The organism is [Clostridium] scindens ATCC 35704 (genome assembly GCF_004295125.1).
GTDB lineage: Bacteria > Bacillota > Clostridia > Lachnospirales > Lachnospiraceae > Clostridium_AP > Clostridium_AP scindens.
Genome location: NZ_CP036170.1, coordinates 336,764 through 352,161, shown reverse-complemented (window position 1 = coordinate 352,161; position 15,398 = coordinate 336,764). Strand labels below are relative to the sequence as shown.

The window sequence follows — 15,398 nt, the reverse complement described above, 5'->3', positions numbered from 1 at the left end:
CCGCGGCGGTGGTAGGAAAGATAATAGAAAAGCAGAATCCCGTAAATGCCAGCACGGAGCCTTAGCGTAAAAGAGCCCCATGCCACGATCAGGATACGATGGCATGGGGCTTCTTATACCAGTCTATTTTCTATAAGCGAAAAGCGGTATTCCGTTCTTGGTAGGCAGTTCTACAAATCCTTGGGTCAGCGGGCGCACATAGTCGATGAATTCATTGCTGATGTCGGAACCGTCCGCAATGATCCACTCCAAAGGCACGGTCTTCTCCTGGTTGCAGATGATGTTGACATCGGCAGTGCCATACGACAGTTCATAAGGAACGCTTTTGTTACGGATGAAGTTGATCATCTTGCCGGTCTCTCCTGCAAGGGCGGACAGCACGGCAAATATGCCGGCATTCTCTGACTCGTCAAGATCGACTCTGGACAAGTGGGCGCAGGAACAGCGCTGGCATACATTTAGTTCTATAGAGCGGACCTTGACGCCCAGCCGCTCCTTGACAAGGTTCTCCAGATATTTGCCGGAGCCAGTCAGCATCTTGTGCCCGAAGGTATCGGTTCCTACTTCGCTGGAGTATTCGCAGATAAAAGTGCCATCCTCGTCATGGATTCCCTCTGAGATGCAGACGACCAGATTGGGCGTATGCTTCAAGGATTCAGTTACCTTGGCGATAAATGCCTCTTGGTCAAAGGCAACCTCCGGCACATAGATGAGCACAGGGTTGTCCCCCTCGAATTTGCGGGCAAGAATGCTGGCGGCGGTTAGCCATCCGGCATGGCGTCCCATGATCTCCACGATGGTTACAGACTGCTTGTTGTCATAGACGGTGGCGTCAGCAGAAATCTCCCTTACTACGGTGGCAACGTATTTGGCGGCGCTTCCGTATCCCGGCGTATGATCCGTCTCTACCAGGTCATTGTCGATGGTCTTTGGCACGCCAATGAAGCGGATATCGCTGCCGATAGTCTGGGCGTAGCGGGACAGTTTGCTGACCGTATCCATGGAATCGTTTCCCCCGATATAGAAGAAATAGCCGATGCCAAGCTCCTCAAATTTCTGGAAAAGCTGTGGATACACCGCATCCTCCAGGCTTTCCGGCAGTTTGTAGCGGCAGGAGCCGAGATATGCGCCTGGCGTGGTGCGTACCATTTCCAGTTCGTTTGTCTGGTCTAAAGAGCCGATGTCCATCATATGTCCCTGAAGGAATCCCTCGATTCCGTTGATCATTCCATATACGCGGCCGATACGGTCAGGATGCTTAAGTCCTTCTGCAACGACTCCGTACAGGCTTCCATTGATTACGGCGGTAGGCCCGCCCGATTGTCCGACGATAATATTTTTTGTCATATGAATTCCTCCTAGTTCTTCCTATACCAAATACTATAGCGGATGTAAAGGGAATTTACAATCAATAAGGAGATATTTTACCAAGAAGCGGTTGGAAAATCTTACGAAATGATTTATACTAGATAGATAATTCATCGAAGAAAAGGAGAAGAATGATGAAGTATATTTCATTTGCTATCCCATGCTATAATTCCCAGGATTACATGGCCCATGCCATTGAAAGCATCCTGCCGGGCGGGGATGAGGTAGAGATTATTATTGTAAATGATGGTTCTAAAGATAAAACTTCGCAGATTGCCCATGAGTACATGGACAAGTATCCGGATATAATCAAAGTAATCGATAAAGAGAATGGAGGGCATGGCGACGCGGTCAACGCCGGACTTGCCAATGCCAGTGGAAAGTATTTTAAGGTTGTGGACAGTGATGACTGGGTGGATGAGGAGGCGCTGCATAAGATATTGATGCTGCTGCGCCATCTGGAGGAGGACAATGAGCAGATTGACATGCTGATTTCCAACTATGTCTATGAAAAAGCGGGGGTCACCCATAAAAAATGCATACATTACAGGAACGTCCTTCCGCAGGACGAGGTGTTCCGCTGGGATGATATCGGACATTTCAGGCTGGATCAGTATATTCTGATGCATTCTGTCATATACCGGACGGACATGCTCAAACTGAGCCAGATGAGACTGCCGAAGCATACCTTCTATGTGGATAACATCTATGTATACTATCCCCTTCCTCATGTACGCAAGATATACTATCTGGATGTGGATTTTTACAGGTACTTTATTGGAAGAGAGGACCAGTCCGTCAATGAGAAGGTGATGATCGCAAGGGTGGACCAGCAGATATTCGTAACCAAGACTATGATAGACATGTACCAGCTTAAAAAGGTGACCAGCAAGAAGCTGAGGCAGTATATGATAAATTACCTGGCAATCATGATGACGGTATCTTCGATTCTTTTGATCCGTTCAAAGGAGAAGGAGAATCTGGAGAAGAAAAAGGAATTGTGGCTGTATCTGAAGAAGCGGGATATGAAGACCTACATTAAGATCCGCTACGGAATCCTGGGGCAGACCATGAATATCCCGGGCAAGTCGGGCAGGAAGATCTCCTCGCTGGCCTATACGGTTGCAAGAAGAATTATTGGATTTAATTAAATATGTATAATCTGGCAGCCATGCCACATACTACTATTAATAATGAAAAGGAGTGTGTGACATGGCTATTGATTTTAAAGAAAGTAAGACAAGAGAGAATCTGATGAGAGCATTCGCCGGGGAGAGCCAGGCAAGAAACCGCTATACGATAGCAGCCGAGGTTGCAAGAGAACAGGGACTATTTGCCGTCAACCAGGTATTTCTCTTTACTGCGGATCAAGAGCGCGCTCATGCAAAGCGCTTCTATGATCTGCTTAAGAACCTTTCGGGAACAACCATCCATATTGACGGAGGCTACCCGGTAGACCATTTTGACAGCGTGAGCGAACTGTTGAAAGCCGCAGAGCATAACGAGATGGAAGAGTATGAGGATGTGTACCAAAACTTCGGAGATGTAGCCAAAGAAGAAGGCTTCATAGAAGTGGCATCCGCGTTCTACCAGATCGCGAGGGTAGAGCAGACGCATGCAAAGCGGTTTGGCAAACTGGCCTGCATGCTGGAGAACAATCAGTATTTTGAAAGCAAAGAAGATGAGTACTGGATGTGCCTGAACTGCGGGCATATTCATAAGGGAAAACTGGTTCCGGAAGTATGCCCGGTATGCCGCCACGAACGTGGATACTTTATACCAGCAAGCATGGCTCCATATTTTGAATGCGAGTTTATCAAATAATATTGTATGTAAGGAAGGGATTGCATGGCAAGTCAGAAGATTGAGGACCAGCTAAATCTGGCGATAGATGCCACGGAAGAAGAACGGGAGAAATCTCTGGACCTGGATGTAGGATATAATCCAATTGACAGGGAATGGGATCTGATCATCAAATACTCAGGAAGCCTGGAACGGGTGAGAGCCCTGGCAAGCCAAGTCGTGGAACTGTTGAACGAATATGCAATCATTACCATCCTGGAATCCAGGATTGACGAACTTGCGCAGCTGGTGGAAGTAGAATATATTGAGAAGCCCAAAAGGCTGTTCTTTCAAGTTGCAAACGGAAGACGGGTATCCTGTATCGATTCGGTGCAGGATACCCGCTTTGCGCTATATGGACAGGGCATTCTTGTCGCAGTCATAGATTCCGGGATCGATTATGCCAGCCAGGATTTTCGGGAGACGGATGGAACCACAAGAATACGGGCGCTGTGGGACCAGTCCCTGGCACCAGGAGAGGGAAGGACGCCGCCGGAAGGATACGCCATTGGCGCGGAATATACGCAGGAGCAGATTAACGAGGCGCTTAGACAGCCGACTGTGCAGGAGCGAAGAAGACTGGTTCCAAGCGTAGATACCTCTGGGCATGGGACGGCGGTAGCGGGAATCGCGGCAGGAAATGGAAGGAATAGCGGCGGCCAGTATGCAGGCGTTGCCTCTGAAAGCCAGTTGCTGGTGGTGAAACTTGGGAATCCCAGGCAGGAGGGATTTCCACGGACTACGGAACTGATGCAGGGAATTGATTATGCCATCCGAAAATCTCTGGAATTTCGGATGCCGGTAGCGATTAATATCAGTTTTGGAAATACATACGGCCCCCATGACGGGACATCGCTTTTAGAACGGTTTATTGACGACATCTCCAACATCTGGAAGAACAGCATCTGTATCGGGACAGGGAATGAGGCGGCGAGCGCGGGCCATACTTCCGGCATGCTCCGGGAAGATGAGGAGACGATTATCCAGCTGGCGGTACAGAATAGCCAGCCAGCGCTAAATATACAGATATGGAAAGAATACACGGACGTGGTGGACATCTCCATCGTCAACCCTTCCGGAGTGGCGGTAGGGCCATTTAAGGAAATATTGGGCCCTCAAAGATATACGACAGGCCAGACGGAAATCCTGCTCTATTATGGGGAGCCCAGCCCTTACAGCACGTCCCAGGAAATCTATATTGATATGATTCCAAGAGACGGGTATATCTCAGGGGGCATCTGGCAGATCGTACTGTCTCCAAGGCGTATCGTATCCGGAGAATTTGAAATGTGGCTTCCAAGTGAATCTGTGCTTAACCAGGGAACCGGCTTTTTATTTCCGACGGACAGCACAACGCTTACGATCCCATCTACTGCCAGCAGGGCGATTTCAGTGGGCGCCTACAATGCGCTGACATTTTCCTATGCTGATTTTTCCGGAAGGGGATATACCCGGGAACAGCAGCTGGTGAAGCCGGATATCGTTGCGCCGGGAGTAAGCGTCACCTCTGTTATGGTCGGAGGAGGCTACGGACAGTTTACCGGGACCTCCTTTGCGACGCCATTTGTGACGGGAGGCGCGGCGCTTCTGATGGAGTGGGGAATTGTAAGGGGCAACGATAATTACCTGTATGGGGAGAAAGTAAAGGCCTATTTAAGGCGCGGCGCAAGGCCTCTGCCGGGATTCACCCAGTATCCCAATCCTCAGGTGGGATATGGGGCGCTCTGCGTAAGAGATAGCCTGCCAATTTAAAAAGTTGTTTTCAGCATGATAAAAGACGCGCGATTCATGAGGAAAAAGTGCAAAAATAGTGATTTTTTAATAGTTTGATGTTAATATATAGGCTAAGAGGAAATTGTATTCGTCTATGAGTATGGGGACAGGGTTCTGAAAGAAAATGCCAGAACCCTGGCAGTTTTCCTGAAGGAGAATGAATTGCTCTCGCGTTCTATGGCAGACCAGTTGCTGGAGATCGTTCCAGTGAAGCATAGATGGTTTTGGAACCGGGTATTCTTCTCTTGGAAATTAAGGAGGAAACAGATGAAACTAAGCACGCTATGTTACATCGAGCAGGACGGGCGTTATCTGATGCTGCACCGTACCGTAAAGAAAAACGATGTAAATAAAGATAAATGGATTGGCGTAGGGGGTCACTTCGAACAGGATGAAAGCCCGGAAGAGTGCCTGCTAAGAGAAGTATGGGAAGAGACCGGGTACACGCTTACGTCCTACCGTTACAGAGGGCTTGTAACTTTCGTATCCGGCAATGGGGTTACCGAATACATGTCCCTGTTTACCGCGGACGGCTTTATAGGCGAGCCGATTCCATGTGATGAGGGGGAATTGGAATGGGTGGACATTGAAGATGTATGGAACTTAAATATCTGGGAAGGGGACAAGATCTTCTTCCGGCTGATGGATGAAGAAGAGGATTTCTTTTCTTTAAAACTGGTTTATGACGGACAAGAAAAGCTGGTATCTGCCGCGTTGAACGGAAAGCCTATGGAATTGTTCGATATACTTAATCCGGACGGCTCTAAGACTGGAATCGTAAGAGAGAGGGGCGTTGCCCACCGGGAAGGAAGCCTTCATGCCACTGCGCACATCTGGGTGGTAAGAAAGAACCTAAAGAGCGGGTATGACGTACTGCTTCAAAAAAGAAGCGCTTGCAAGGATTCCAATCCGGGATGCTATGACATCTCGTCCGCAGGCCATGTGACTTCGGGAGATACGGTGATAGAATCAGCAATCAGGGAGATGAAAGAGGAACTTGGCATTACGGCGTCAGAAGAAGAACTGCATTATGTAGGCGTGCATCATGGAGCCTTTGAAGATGTATTCTACGGCAGGATGTTCCGGGATAACGAACTTAGTTCGGTCTATGTGTATATAGAGCCCGTAGATATAGAGGAACTGACTCTGCAGGAGTCAGAAGTAGAAGAAGTCATCTGGATGGATTACGAAGAAAGCATGCAAAAGGTTCGGGAAGGAACTCTTCCGAATTGCATATATGAAGATGAATTCAGAATGGTAGGAGAGTATCTGAAAGAGTATTTTCCAGAGTAGGAAACGTGCCGGAAGCATGTGTATCGCACATGCTTCCGGCACGTTTTTTATGTAGATGGCGGCCTTTTGACATTTCTACTCGATCCAGCAGATATCCGGCCCAACCTCTCTTTGAAACACCCGTCCCAGATTATCAGGATCCTTGGCCTGATGATATTTGAACACCATCTGTCCGTCAGCGGTCCGTCCAAGAATCTCAATCTTGCCGTCCGGATTAGACAGAACGAAGCGGAAACATTTCCCATTGCCATTCTGCATGGCCTTCGCCTGCTCTATGATATCATAGCCAGCCTGTAAGGGAACCTGAAATTGGTTCATCACACCGGTCACCGGCCTGCACTGGAAGATGTAGTAAGGAATGATTCCAAGTTCTGTGAAGCGCCGGAAAAGCCGGGCAAGTGTTTCAGGACAGTCATTGACTCCTTTTAAAAGAACCGTCTGGTTTTTGACGATCAGGCCGAGGCCTTGCAGGCATCTTACGGCACTTATAGAATCTTCTGTTAATTCTCTGGGGTGATTGAACTGTGTCACGATATAGATCTGCTTCTTGTGTCCATATTCCCGAAGAATGTCCTGCAATCTGCTATCTTCCAGTATACGCTGTGGGAAGACGACAGGGGTCTTGGTTCCAAAGCGGATATAATCAAGATGGCCAATAGCAGATAGAGAATCCAGGTATTCCCGGATGATGTCCGTATCCAGTAGGAAAGAATCGCCCCCTGAGATGAGAACATTGGTAATTTCCTCATGTTTCAGGATATAGGATATGGCCTCCTTGATATCTGCCACGACCTCTTGCGTGCCGCTTCCTACCATACGCTTGCGAAAGCAGTATCTGCAGTACATGGCGCAGCGGTTCGTGGAAAGCATCAGTACCGTTTGCGGATACTTATGCTGGAGTCCCTGCAGTTTTGTATTGGAACTTTCGCCGCTGGTGTCGAATGTGCCGGCAAGATCCATTTCCAGGAAGGAGGGAATGCACATCTTCCGGATAGGGTCATTGGCATCATCTGGATTGACAAGGGACAGATAGTAACGTGGAATGGACATAGGATATTTGTTCAGCACTTTTGACGCAATATCTCCATATTCATTGATCTGTGGGATCGATGCTGATAATTCATCCAAAGTAGTGACATTGCCTGCCAGTATTTCTTCCCATCTCATATTGCACCTCCTTAATACGGATACTCGGGGTTGCTATTGTCTAAGTATAGCATAAAATGGAGGCGAATTTTAAGAAATATTTTATGAACTAATATTAAAATTCTGTGTATACAGATGCGGGATAACAGTTCGCTGGTCTGGTGGCTGGAGTTTACTATTCTCTAAAATCAAAGATGAGCACATTTTCTTCCGGGCCATAGTCTTCATTTGGCTTTCCGCTTTCTTCAGCAGCGACTCTCTTTTCAACAGACAGAGGGGCATCCTTGATCTTCTGGCCTTCTTTCCAGATAAGTTTCCGCTCGCCTCTTTTGCCTTCATAATAGATGGAAGTGCTGTAATGGATTACGGTTTGGTTCTCTTCATCTATGGAGGCGGCAGAGTCCACTTCTTCCTTAAGCGGCAGTACATAAGACATCTCCGTGAAAGAGGCGCTGCTGGACCAGAATTCCTCCCATCTGGATCGTTCCAGTGAAAGGATCGTCTTGCCGTCATCACAAGGCTGGTCATAATATTTGGGTGATACATCTATCCAGTAGGATGAGATGCTAAAAGGCTTCTCGCTCTTAAGCGTACAGAAGATGCGCCCGTCTTTCAGCCGGTATAACTGGGTTGGCTCGATGTAATCGACAGCAATACGCTTGTCAAATAAAGGCAGTTTTTGGATGCCTTCGCCGATTAGAGTATTATCCCGGATAGTGCAGAATGCCAGAACTGTCAGCAGAAGGATTCCACAGGCCAGCAATTTCTGGCGCGCGATCTTGCGCTGGATCCGCTTGATGAATCGAGTCTCGTCTATGACCGCGTCCTCAGAAGAAGGCTCAATAGGCGGCAGTTCTTCGTGGAGGGAATCCAGATACTCCCGGCAGTCTTCGCATTCTATAAGATGCTCTTCAATCAGGTCTTTGCTTTTCTCGCTGCAGATATTATCTTCATAAAGCGGCAGCAGATCTTTAATTATATCGCAGTCTGCCTTATTCATATCATTACCTCCTTGATTTTCAGCCTGGCACGGTGATAAGTGACTCTGGCCCAGGTCTCTTGCTTGCCGAAGATTTCACCGATCTCCCGGAAACTTAAGTCTCCCAGAACGCGAAGGATGAATACCTCTTTATAAGGTTCCTCCAGGCAGTGCAGAATCTTATAAATCGATAGGGCTTCGTCTTTGCGGATGCACATGCTTTCAATATCCGAGTCATCGGGAAACTGTTCAAGACTGTCCGTATGGACCGCCTTTTTCTTGCGCGTGTAGGAGATGTATAGATTCTTGGCAATCTGGCACAGCCAGGACTTGACGGAACAGTTTCCCTGGAAATGCTTGATTTCCTTAAGCGCCTTGAAGAAAGTATCCTGGGTAATCTCTTCCGCGGTATGCGGATCCTTGCTCATAGAAAGCACGAACAGATACACATCCTTGAAAAAGCGCTTATATATTTCATCAAATTCCAGTTTCATTCCGTCACCTCCCCTCGCTTGTCCATTAGACGCATGACTGCTTGATTCGTTACAACTAATATAACATTTTTTTCTGTATTAGTGGATTGTAAATAAAATTGACAAAATGTGACTGAATCACAGATTTTCTTTTTAAATAGGGTATAATAGAATCATCAAAGCAAACAAATACTCGACAGAGTACAATGAAAGAAAGGATGATAGATATGGCAGCAACTCATTTGACAAAGGAAACATTTAACGAGGAAGTATTACAGGCGAAGGAGCCGGTGCTGGTTGATTTCTGGGCTACCTGGTGCGGACCATGCCAGATGGTACTACCAATCATAGAAGAATTGGCAGGAGAGGTCAAAGACGCGAAGATCTGCAAGGTGAATGTGGACGAGCAGCCGGAACTGGCCAAAGAGTACAGGGTAATGTCGATACCGACTCTTATGGTATTCAGAGACGGCAAGCCGGTGAAAAGAGAAGTTGGGGCAAAGTCCAAAGCAGAGATATTAGAGATGTTAAAATAAAGAATTCGGATATAAGATTGGCAGATTGTTTAAAATGGACATAATACAGGCAGCGGCAGGAAGTTCTTCTATGGGAACCTATACCGCTGCCTGTCTGTCGTTGTATTACGCCTGGAGTCTATACCATCATGCTATGTGGGCGCAGATGGCGTCCCGAAGAAACTTGGCGCATCCCGAGAGTTCTTTGTCATAATAGGATTGAAACCGCTCATCTGCCACGTACATTTCCGCCAGCCCCAGATGAGCCTTGGGGTCATAGGATGGCCATGTGTAAGACAGCCACTCTTTGTGCATCATGGCAATATCCCTGCCGACGGCATCTGACGCAGACGCGCCGGAAGTTACGGCGTCTTTCAGCGCCGCGAGGATCTTTCCTTCTAATTCTTTCATGGCATAATACTCCTTTGATGTTAGATTTAGCATGTTTTGATTGCTGTTCTCAATCGTGCTGTCACCGTATTTTTCGCGGATTTCCTTTCCATATTTCTCTTCGTTTTCTTCGATTAATTCCTTTTTCAGCGCAGCAAATTTTTCCTGGTCTGTCATGCGTATCTTCCCTTCTTCCATTTGAATCGTCTTTTTCACAGTTTCAATCAGAAGCCTTAGATTCTGCTCCTCCTTGTATAAATGGTCAAGATGCGCCCGTAGCGCTTCCAGCTGGTTGAAGGCAGGATCCTTGATAAATCCTTCAATCGTGGAAAGTTCCAGTCCCATACGCCTGAAGAACAGTATCTGCCAAAGTACGTCAACCTCTTCCTTGCCATATATGCGGTAGCCCGAGTCCGGGGCGCGTCTGGGTACAAGGAGCCCGATCTGGTCATAGTAGCGCAGGGTGCGGGGGCTGATGCCGGCAATGTCAGCTAGCTGGGTAACCGTATAGCCATGTTCCATAAGACTTCCTCCTTTGGTCAGTTCCTGACAAAACCAGTGTAACTGTTTACGCGGCGTTAAGGTCAAGGGTTTAGGCCAGATTTTTTAATTTATTTTTATCAAGGATTTTTACGGTTCCTCTGGAAAGTTCTACATAACCTTCGCTTGAGAAGTATTTGAGCATTCTGGTGACAACCTCCCGGGCGCTTCCCATCAGCCGGGCTATCTGCTCATGAGTCATCTTGATCTCCTGGGAATGTAAAGCCGCGGCCTCATCCAGCAGGAAGATGGCCAGGCGCCTGTCAAAACTCATAAAGAGAATCTGCTGCATGGCCCACATTACATTGGAGAACCGCTCGGTTGCCATCTTATATGCAAAGCATTCGGCATAAATATTCTGATTCATGACGGATGAGATGGAGGCGGAACTAACCTGTATGACTTCGCTTGCCTCCACGGCATCGATGTATACATCAAACGTGATGGACTTTAAGACGCAGGAAGCGGATAGGACGCATACTTCACCGCTGTAGATACGATACAGGGTAATCTCCCGCCCTTCCTCTGAAAGCATATATACCCGAAGAGAACCGGATTTGACCAGCAGCATGCCCACACACTGCGAATTGTCACTGTGCACGTTGCTGTTTTTAGCGTATTTCATGAGGGAAGAGCCGGACTTAAGCAGTTCCTTCTGGTTGCCGTTAAGTTGATCCCAGAAAGGGAGGGATTCTTGCAATATAGTGGTATCTGTCTCTGTGAGCATGGAACATCCTTCTTTCTACGTATGATTGATTTTATCCTAAGTATAGCATAAGAAGGAAGCGCTGCAAGAATAAAATGATATCTTGCTATTTTATGGCTCTAGTGTCATAGGGTAAGTGAATGTTCCCCAATCGAGTTCCTGTGAATTCTTGTACTCTTCTTTGACTTTCTGTTCAATCTCTCTGGGAGCAGGTCCGACCTTCTGTCCTTCTTCCCAGATCATAAGCTGGTCATCGTCAGATTTGCCTCTATAATAGATGGAGGCGCAGGAGTGGGTATACTGGGCGGCATAAGAAGGACTTTTCTCTTCCTTCGGAAAGATAAAACTGATTTCATCCTGATCCCCATTCTTAAGTTCATAAAGTTCTGTAACCTGGACATCATCGGCAGGAATGGAATAGATCCAGGGAGCCAGGCATTGGGACCATACATAGTCCGCTGCAAACAGCAGCAGGACCAGGCTAAGGATAATGAGATGCCTGGAGGTAAGTTTGCGTTTCAGGGTCTTGATGGAACGCACAGCCCGCTCACAGATGTGACAGGTAGGTATTCTTGCCGATCTGGCACAGCCAGGTCTTGATCGAGCAGTTGCCTTTGAACTTGTAATAAGAACATTATAACAAAAATTTTTCTGGATTAATACGGACAGATACATTACAATATTACCATCCACAATATACCAGACAGAAGGAGTATTCGTATGAAGTATGAAAAGTTATCAAAACGGGCACTGGGATGCATGTACGTGGCAACAGCGCTTGCGAGCGTGATCGCGCTTGCGGTGATCGGGGCGGTCAATTGGCTGTGGATATTTCCAAAGGATATGGATATGCTGAAGGCAGTGTCCCTGGCGCTTATGATCCTGATCTTATTCGACGCGCTGGCGAGCCCCTATTTCCGGTATCACAGATACCGGTACAGTATTAATGAAGAGTGCATTGATATCAAGGAAGGATACTTGTTTGTAAAGCGTAATATAGTTCCTATAGAAAGGCTCCACAAGCTGCAGACTTGGAAAGGGCCGATAGACCAGATGTTCAAAGTGGCAAAGGTGGTGGTGACCACCGCAGGCGGCGATGTCACGATCCGGTTTCTGGAGGAAGAGAAGGCAGAACAGATAGCAGAGAACTTAAGAGGCAGAATCAACGAGATCGTTGTCAGCCAGAGGGAAGAGGATGGGGAAGAAGATGGAGAAGAAGATGGAGAATAACATAAGATTCCGAAATCATATTTCTATTGTGGCAGAACGCCTGGGACGGGTGCTGCTATTAGTCATTGTTGCCGCGATCAGCGGCCTGGCGCAGAATGTAAAGGCTCTGGCCAATAGTTCGGGAATGGATGCAAAAGACGCGAAAGTTATCTTGCTTGCTTGCGGCGCGATCCTCCTGCTGCTGGCAATTGGGGCGGCCTGGCAGTTCATCGTCTGGTCGAAGACTTATATTTCCATCTATGACAATACCATCGTGATTGAGAGAAATACGCTTAACCGGAAGAAAGATACCATAGGGATCAAGAATATATCCAATGTGAATATGGAACGGAACCTATTCGAGATGCTGGCGGGGACCAGCAAGATAAAACTGGATACAAACAGCATGACAACGGCCAACAAGACGGATGTTACGATTGTCCTTAAGAAAGAGGATGCACAGTCGCTTCGTCAATATCTTATGGATCTGATGGAAGCATCCGGGGAGGAAAGCATAAAGGAAAAGAAGGCGGATGCAGGGCAGCCGCAGTATGATGTGGAGGCGTCACTTGGAGATATGGTCGTCCATGGACTATTTTCCATCAACCTGTTCTCTCTGCTGATTCTTCTGGGATGTGCCGTCGGCATGGCGGAAGTAGTATCGGATACGCTGGGCCAGGGATTCGCCGGAAAAAGCATTATGGGAATCCTGGCGAGCATTCTGGTGATGGCCACCGTATTTATGTCAGCATTGTGGGATATTATCAAAGGATTTGTCAAATACTATGATTTCAAAGTAAAGAGAATAGAAGACCGGCTGTATATACGTTACGGATTCTTGAAAAAGGTAAGTTATACCATACCGGTGGACAAGATCAATGCATTGAAGCTGACCCAGTCGCTTCTTGGACGGATGTCACACAGATATATGGCGGAGATCGTGAACGTCGGGATGGGAGATGACGAAGCGGAGAAGCAGTCCTTCCTGCTGCTCTACAGTAAGAAAGAAGCGCTGGATGCTAAGCTGCATAGTCTTCTGCCGGAATTTGAAGATGCGGTCAGAATGCCGGTATCCAGACAGCCAAAGGGGACCCTGGCAGCCTGGATGATGCCTCTGCTGGCTTACTGCGCGGTCGTGGCAGGCGTAGCGGGGACCTTAGCAGAGTTGCTGCCCCGCTACAGAGGATGGATAGGGGCAGGAATGGCAGGGCTCATCGCCTTAACGATCTTCTTGATGGCGCTTCGGTATGCCACCGCAGGCTTTGCCGTGGGCAAGAAATGCGTAGTCCTGGCGAACGGCTATTTCCGCCGCTGCCTATCCTATGTGTCTTATGAGAAGATCCAGCATGTCCAGCTGGAGCAGAATTTTATCGCGAAACGTATGGGAATCCAGAAAGGCAGCCTGTATCTTCTGGCCAGCGCAGACAGCCGGGTGCAGGGAATTCCATATTTTCCGAAAAAAGAAGTAGACATAATCAAGTCAAATATGGTATCATAGCAAAGGAAACTGTGTGAGTACTCTTTACTTGGGTTCAGGTAAAGAGTATTTTTTTTGAGACTTGAAAGGAATATGTAATTAATGGAAGAAGCAAGATTTGAAGATCTGGGATTATGCCCGGAGATTATGAAAGCAGTAAAGAACATGGGATTTGAAGAGGCGTCACCGATTCAGGCGAAGGCGATTCCGGCTATGCTGGAGGGAAAAGACATCATCGGCCAGGCTCAGACCGGAACAGGAAAGACGGCGGCATTTGGAATTCCCCTGCTGGAAAAGATAGATCCCAAGAATAAGAAGTTACAGGCCATCGTCCTGTGCCCTACCAGAGAACTGGCTATCCAGGTGGCGGAAGAAATCCGGAATCTGGCCAAATATATGCATGCGATCAAGGTGCTTCCGATCTATGGAGGACAGGAGATCGTTAAGCAGATCCGTTCATTAAAAAGCGGTACGCAGCTGATTATCGGAACACCCGGACGTGTGATGGACCATATGAGAAGAAAGACGGTAAAGATGGAGAATGTCCATACCGTAGTCCTGGACGAGGCAGATGAGATGCTGAACATGGGATTTAGGGAAGATATTGAGACGATTCTGGAAGGCGTGCCCGAAGAGCGTCAGACCGTTCTTTTCTCTGCGACCATGCCAAAGCCGATTCTGGATATCACTAAGAGATTCCAGAAGAACGCTGAATTGATCAAGGTTACCAAAAAAGAACTGACGGTTCCAAATATTGAACAGTTCTATTACGAAGTAAAGCCGAAGAATAAAGAGGAAGTGCTCTCCAGGCTTCTCGACATTTACAATCCGAAACTTTCCGTTATCTTTTGTAATACGAAGAAACAGGTTGACCTGCTGGTAAATGGGCTTCTGGGAAGAGGCTATTTTGCGGCCGGACTTCACGGAGATATGAAGCAGGCCCAGAGAGACCGCGTCATGGATGGGTTCCGAAAAGGGAAGACAGAGATTCTGGTAGCTACAGATGTGGCGGCCAGGGGCATTGACGTTGAAGAAGTAGAGGCAGTATTCAATTATGATCTTCCGCAGGATGATGAGTATTACGTTCATAGAATCGGAAGGACAGGGCGTGCAGGACGTGTCGGCCGTTCCTTCTCATTCGTTACCGGCAAGGAAGTATACAAGCTGAAGGAAATCCAGAGATACTGCAAGACTAAGATATATGCACAGAAAGTGCCGTCTCTTGACGATGTTGCCAATACTAAGATGGATAAGCTGATGGAAACCATCAACCGGATTATCGAGGAAGAGGATCTTACCACGTATTTCCAGATGATTCAGGCGGAAGTAAACGATTCAGACTATACCAGCATGGATATTGCCGCCGCGCTTTTGAAACTGTGTTCAGGAACCAAAGAAGAAGACGGTGAAGATATGTTCGAGGATACAGGAGCAGAGGAGCCAGGAATGGTACGATTGTTCATCAATATTGGAAAAAAGCATAAAGCAAAGCCGGGCGATATTCTGGGCGCGCTGGCAGGAGAGAGCGGATTGCCGGGCAAGGTAGTGGGAACCATCGATATGTATGATAAGTATACCTTCGTAGAGGTGCCAAGAGAATACGCCAGGGATATCCTGAATGCGATGGATCATGCCAAGATCAAAGGAAAGTCCGTAGCAGTGGAGCCTGCCAACCAGAAATAGTGCT

The 15,398-nt window shown here is 47.5% G+C and carries 15 protein-coding genes; 8 read left to right on the top strand and 7 right to left on the bottom strand.

The window, feature by feature from the left end; all coding sequences use genetic code 11:
• Window positions 1-123: 123 nt before the first annotated feature.
• A complete protein-coding gene (locus HDCHBGLK_RS01750) occupies window positions 124-1,347 on the bottom strand; it encodes a 6-phosphofructokinase (RefSeq protein WP_004605898.1) in 1,224 nt (407 codons plus the stop codon).
• A gap of 155 nt (window positions 1,348-1,502) precedes the next feature.
• Here HDCHBGLK_RS01750 and HDCHBGLK_RS01745 point away from each other — a divergent pair, with 155 nt between their 5' ends.
• The 4 genes from HDCHBGLK_RS01745 to HDCHBGLK_RS01730 all read left to right on the top strand — a co-directional run bounded on the left by HDCHBGLK_RS01745 (window position 1,503) and on the right by HDCHBGLK_RS01730 (window position 6,276).
• A complete protein-coding gene (locus HDCHBGLK_RS01745) occupies window positions 1,503-2,519 on the top strand; it encodes a glycosyltransferase family 2 protein (RefSeq protein WP_009248836.1) in 1,017 nt (338 codons plus the stop codon).
• A 61-nt stretch (window positions 2,520-2,580) separates the two neighbouring features.
• Window positions 2,581-3,192: a rubrerythrin gene (gene rbr, locus HDCHBGLK_RS01740; RefSeq protein WP_004605896.1), complete on the top strand. Its 612-nt coding sequence runs from the start codon at window positions 2,581-2,583 to the stop codon at window positions 3,190-3,192.
• Window positions 3,193-3,216: 24 nt separating this feature from the next.
• Entirely contained in the window at window positions 3,217-4,962 is a 1,746-nt protein-coding gene (locus HDCHBGLK_RS01735) for a S8 family peptidase (protein ID WP_004605895.1), read from the top strand.
• A gap of 288 nt (window positions 4,963-5,250) precedes the next feature.
• On the top strand, window positions 5,251-6,276 hold the full coding sequence (locus HDCHBGLK_RS01730) for an NUDIX domain-containing protein (RefSeq protein WP_009248834.1): 1,026 nt from the start codon (window positions 5,251-5,253) through the stop codon (window positions 6,274-6,276).
• Window positions 6,277-6,351: 75 nt separating this feature from the next.
• On the opposite strand, the gene HDCHBGLK_RS01725 is transcribed toward HDCHBGLK_RS01730, so the two are convergent.
• The 3 genes from HDCHBGLK_RS01725 to HDCHBGLK_RS01715 all read right to left on the bottom strand — a co-directional run bounded on the left by HDCHBGLK_RS01725 (window position 6,352) and on the right by HDCHBGLK_RS01715 (window position 8,895).
• A complete protein-coding gene (locus tag HDCHBGLK_RS01725; RefSeq protein ID WP_004605893.1) occupies window positions 6,352-7,443 on the bottom strand; it encodes a KamA family radical SAM protein in 1,092 nt (363 codons plus the stop codon).
• A 154-nt stretch (window positions 7,444-7,597) separates the two neighbouring features.
• Window positions 7,598-8,422, bottom strand: coding sequence for a zf-HC2 domain-containing protein (locus tag HDCHBGLK_RS01720; protein ID WP_004605892.1), 825 nt, complete (start codon window positions 8,420-8,422; stop codon window positions 7,598-7,600).
• Window positions 8,419-8,895, bottom strand: coding sequence for an RNA polymerase sigma factor (locus HDCHBGLK_RS01715; RefSeq protein ID WP_004605891.1), 477 nt, complete (start codon window positions 8,893-8,895; stop codon window positions 8,419-8,421). The genes HDCHBGLK_RS01720 and HDCHBGLK_RS01715 overlap by 4 nt, the downstream gene beginning before the upstream one ends.
• 206 nt (window positions 8,896-9,101) lie before the next feature.
• Between HDCHBGLK_RS01715 and trxA the strand changes: the two genes are divergently transcribed.
• Window positions 9,102-9,410: a thioredoxin gene (gene trxA / locus HDCHBGLK_RS01710; RefSeq protein ID WP_009248832.1), complete on the top strand. Its 309-nt coding sequence runs from the start codon at window positions 9,102-9,104 to the stop codon at window positions 9,408-9,410.
• Between the two features lie 126 nt (window positions 9,411-9,536).
• Here trxA and HDCHBGLK_RS01705 read toward each other — a convergent pair whose 3' ends face one another.
• From HDCHBGLK_RS01705 to HDCHBGLK_RS01695, 3 genes are all read right to left on the bottom strand, one after another.
• Entirely contained in the window at window positions 9,537-10,301 is a 765-nt protein-coding gene (locus HDCHBGLK_RS01705) for a MerR family transcriptional regulator (protein ID WP_004605889.1), read from the bottom strand.
• Between the two features lie 70 nt (window positions 10,302-10,371).
• Window positions 10,372-11,046, bottom strand: a complete 675-nt coding sequence (locus HDCHBGLK_RS01700) for a Crp/Fnr family transcriptional regulator (protein WP_004605888.1) — start codon at window positions 11,044-11,046, stop codon at window positions 10,372-10,374.
• A gap of 90 nt (window positions 11,047-11,136) precedes the next feature.
• Window positions 11,137-11,565: a hypothetical protein gene (locus HDCHBGLK_RS01695; protein WP_004605887.1), complete on the bottom strand. Its 429-nt coding sequence runs from the start codon at window positions 11,563-11,565 to the stop codon at window positions 11,137-11,139.
• 180 nt (window positions 11,566-11,745) lie between these two features.
• Here HDCHBGLK_RS01695 and HDCHBGLK_RS01690 point away from each other — a divergent pair, with 180 nt between their 5' ends.
• The 3 genes from HDCHBGLK_RS01690 to HDCHBGLK_RS01680 all read left to right on the top strand — a co-directional run bounded on the left by HDCHBGLK_RS01690 (window position 11,746) and on the right by HDCHBGLK_RS01680 (window position 15,394).
• Entirely contained in the window at window positions 11,746-12,255 is a 510-nt protein-coding gene (locus HDCHBGLK_RS01690) for a PH domain-containing protein (RefSeq protein WP_004605886.1), read from the top strand.
• Window positions 12,233-13,732 (top strand): PH domain-containing protein, encoded by a 1,500-nt coding sequence (locus HDCHBGLK_RS01685; RefSeq protein ID WP_130574553.1) that lies wholly within the window; start codon window positions 12,233-12,235, stop codon window positions 13,730-13,732. Before HDCHBGLK_RS01690 ends, HDCHBGLK_RS01685 begins: the two co-directional genes overlap by 23 nt.
• An 81-nt stretch (window positions 13,733-13,813) precedes the next feature.
• On the top strand, window positions 13,814-15,394 hold the full coding sequence (locus HDCHBGLK_RS01680) for a DEAD/DEAH box helicase (RefSeq protein ID WP_004605884.1): 1,581 nt from the start codon (window positions 13,814-13,816) through the stop codon (window positions 15,392-15,394).
• Window positions 15,395-15,398: the final 4 nt, after the last annotated feature.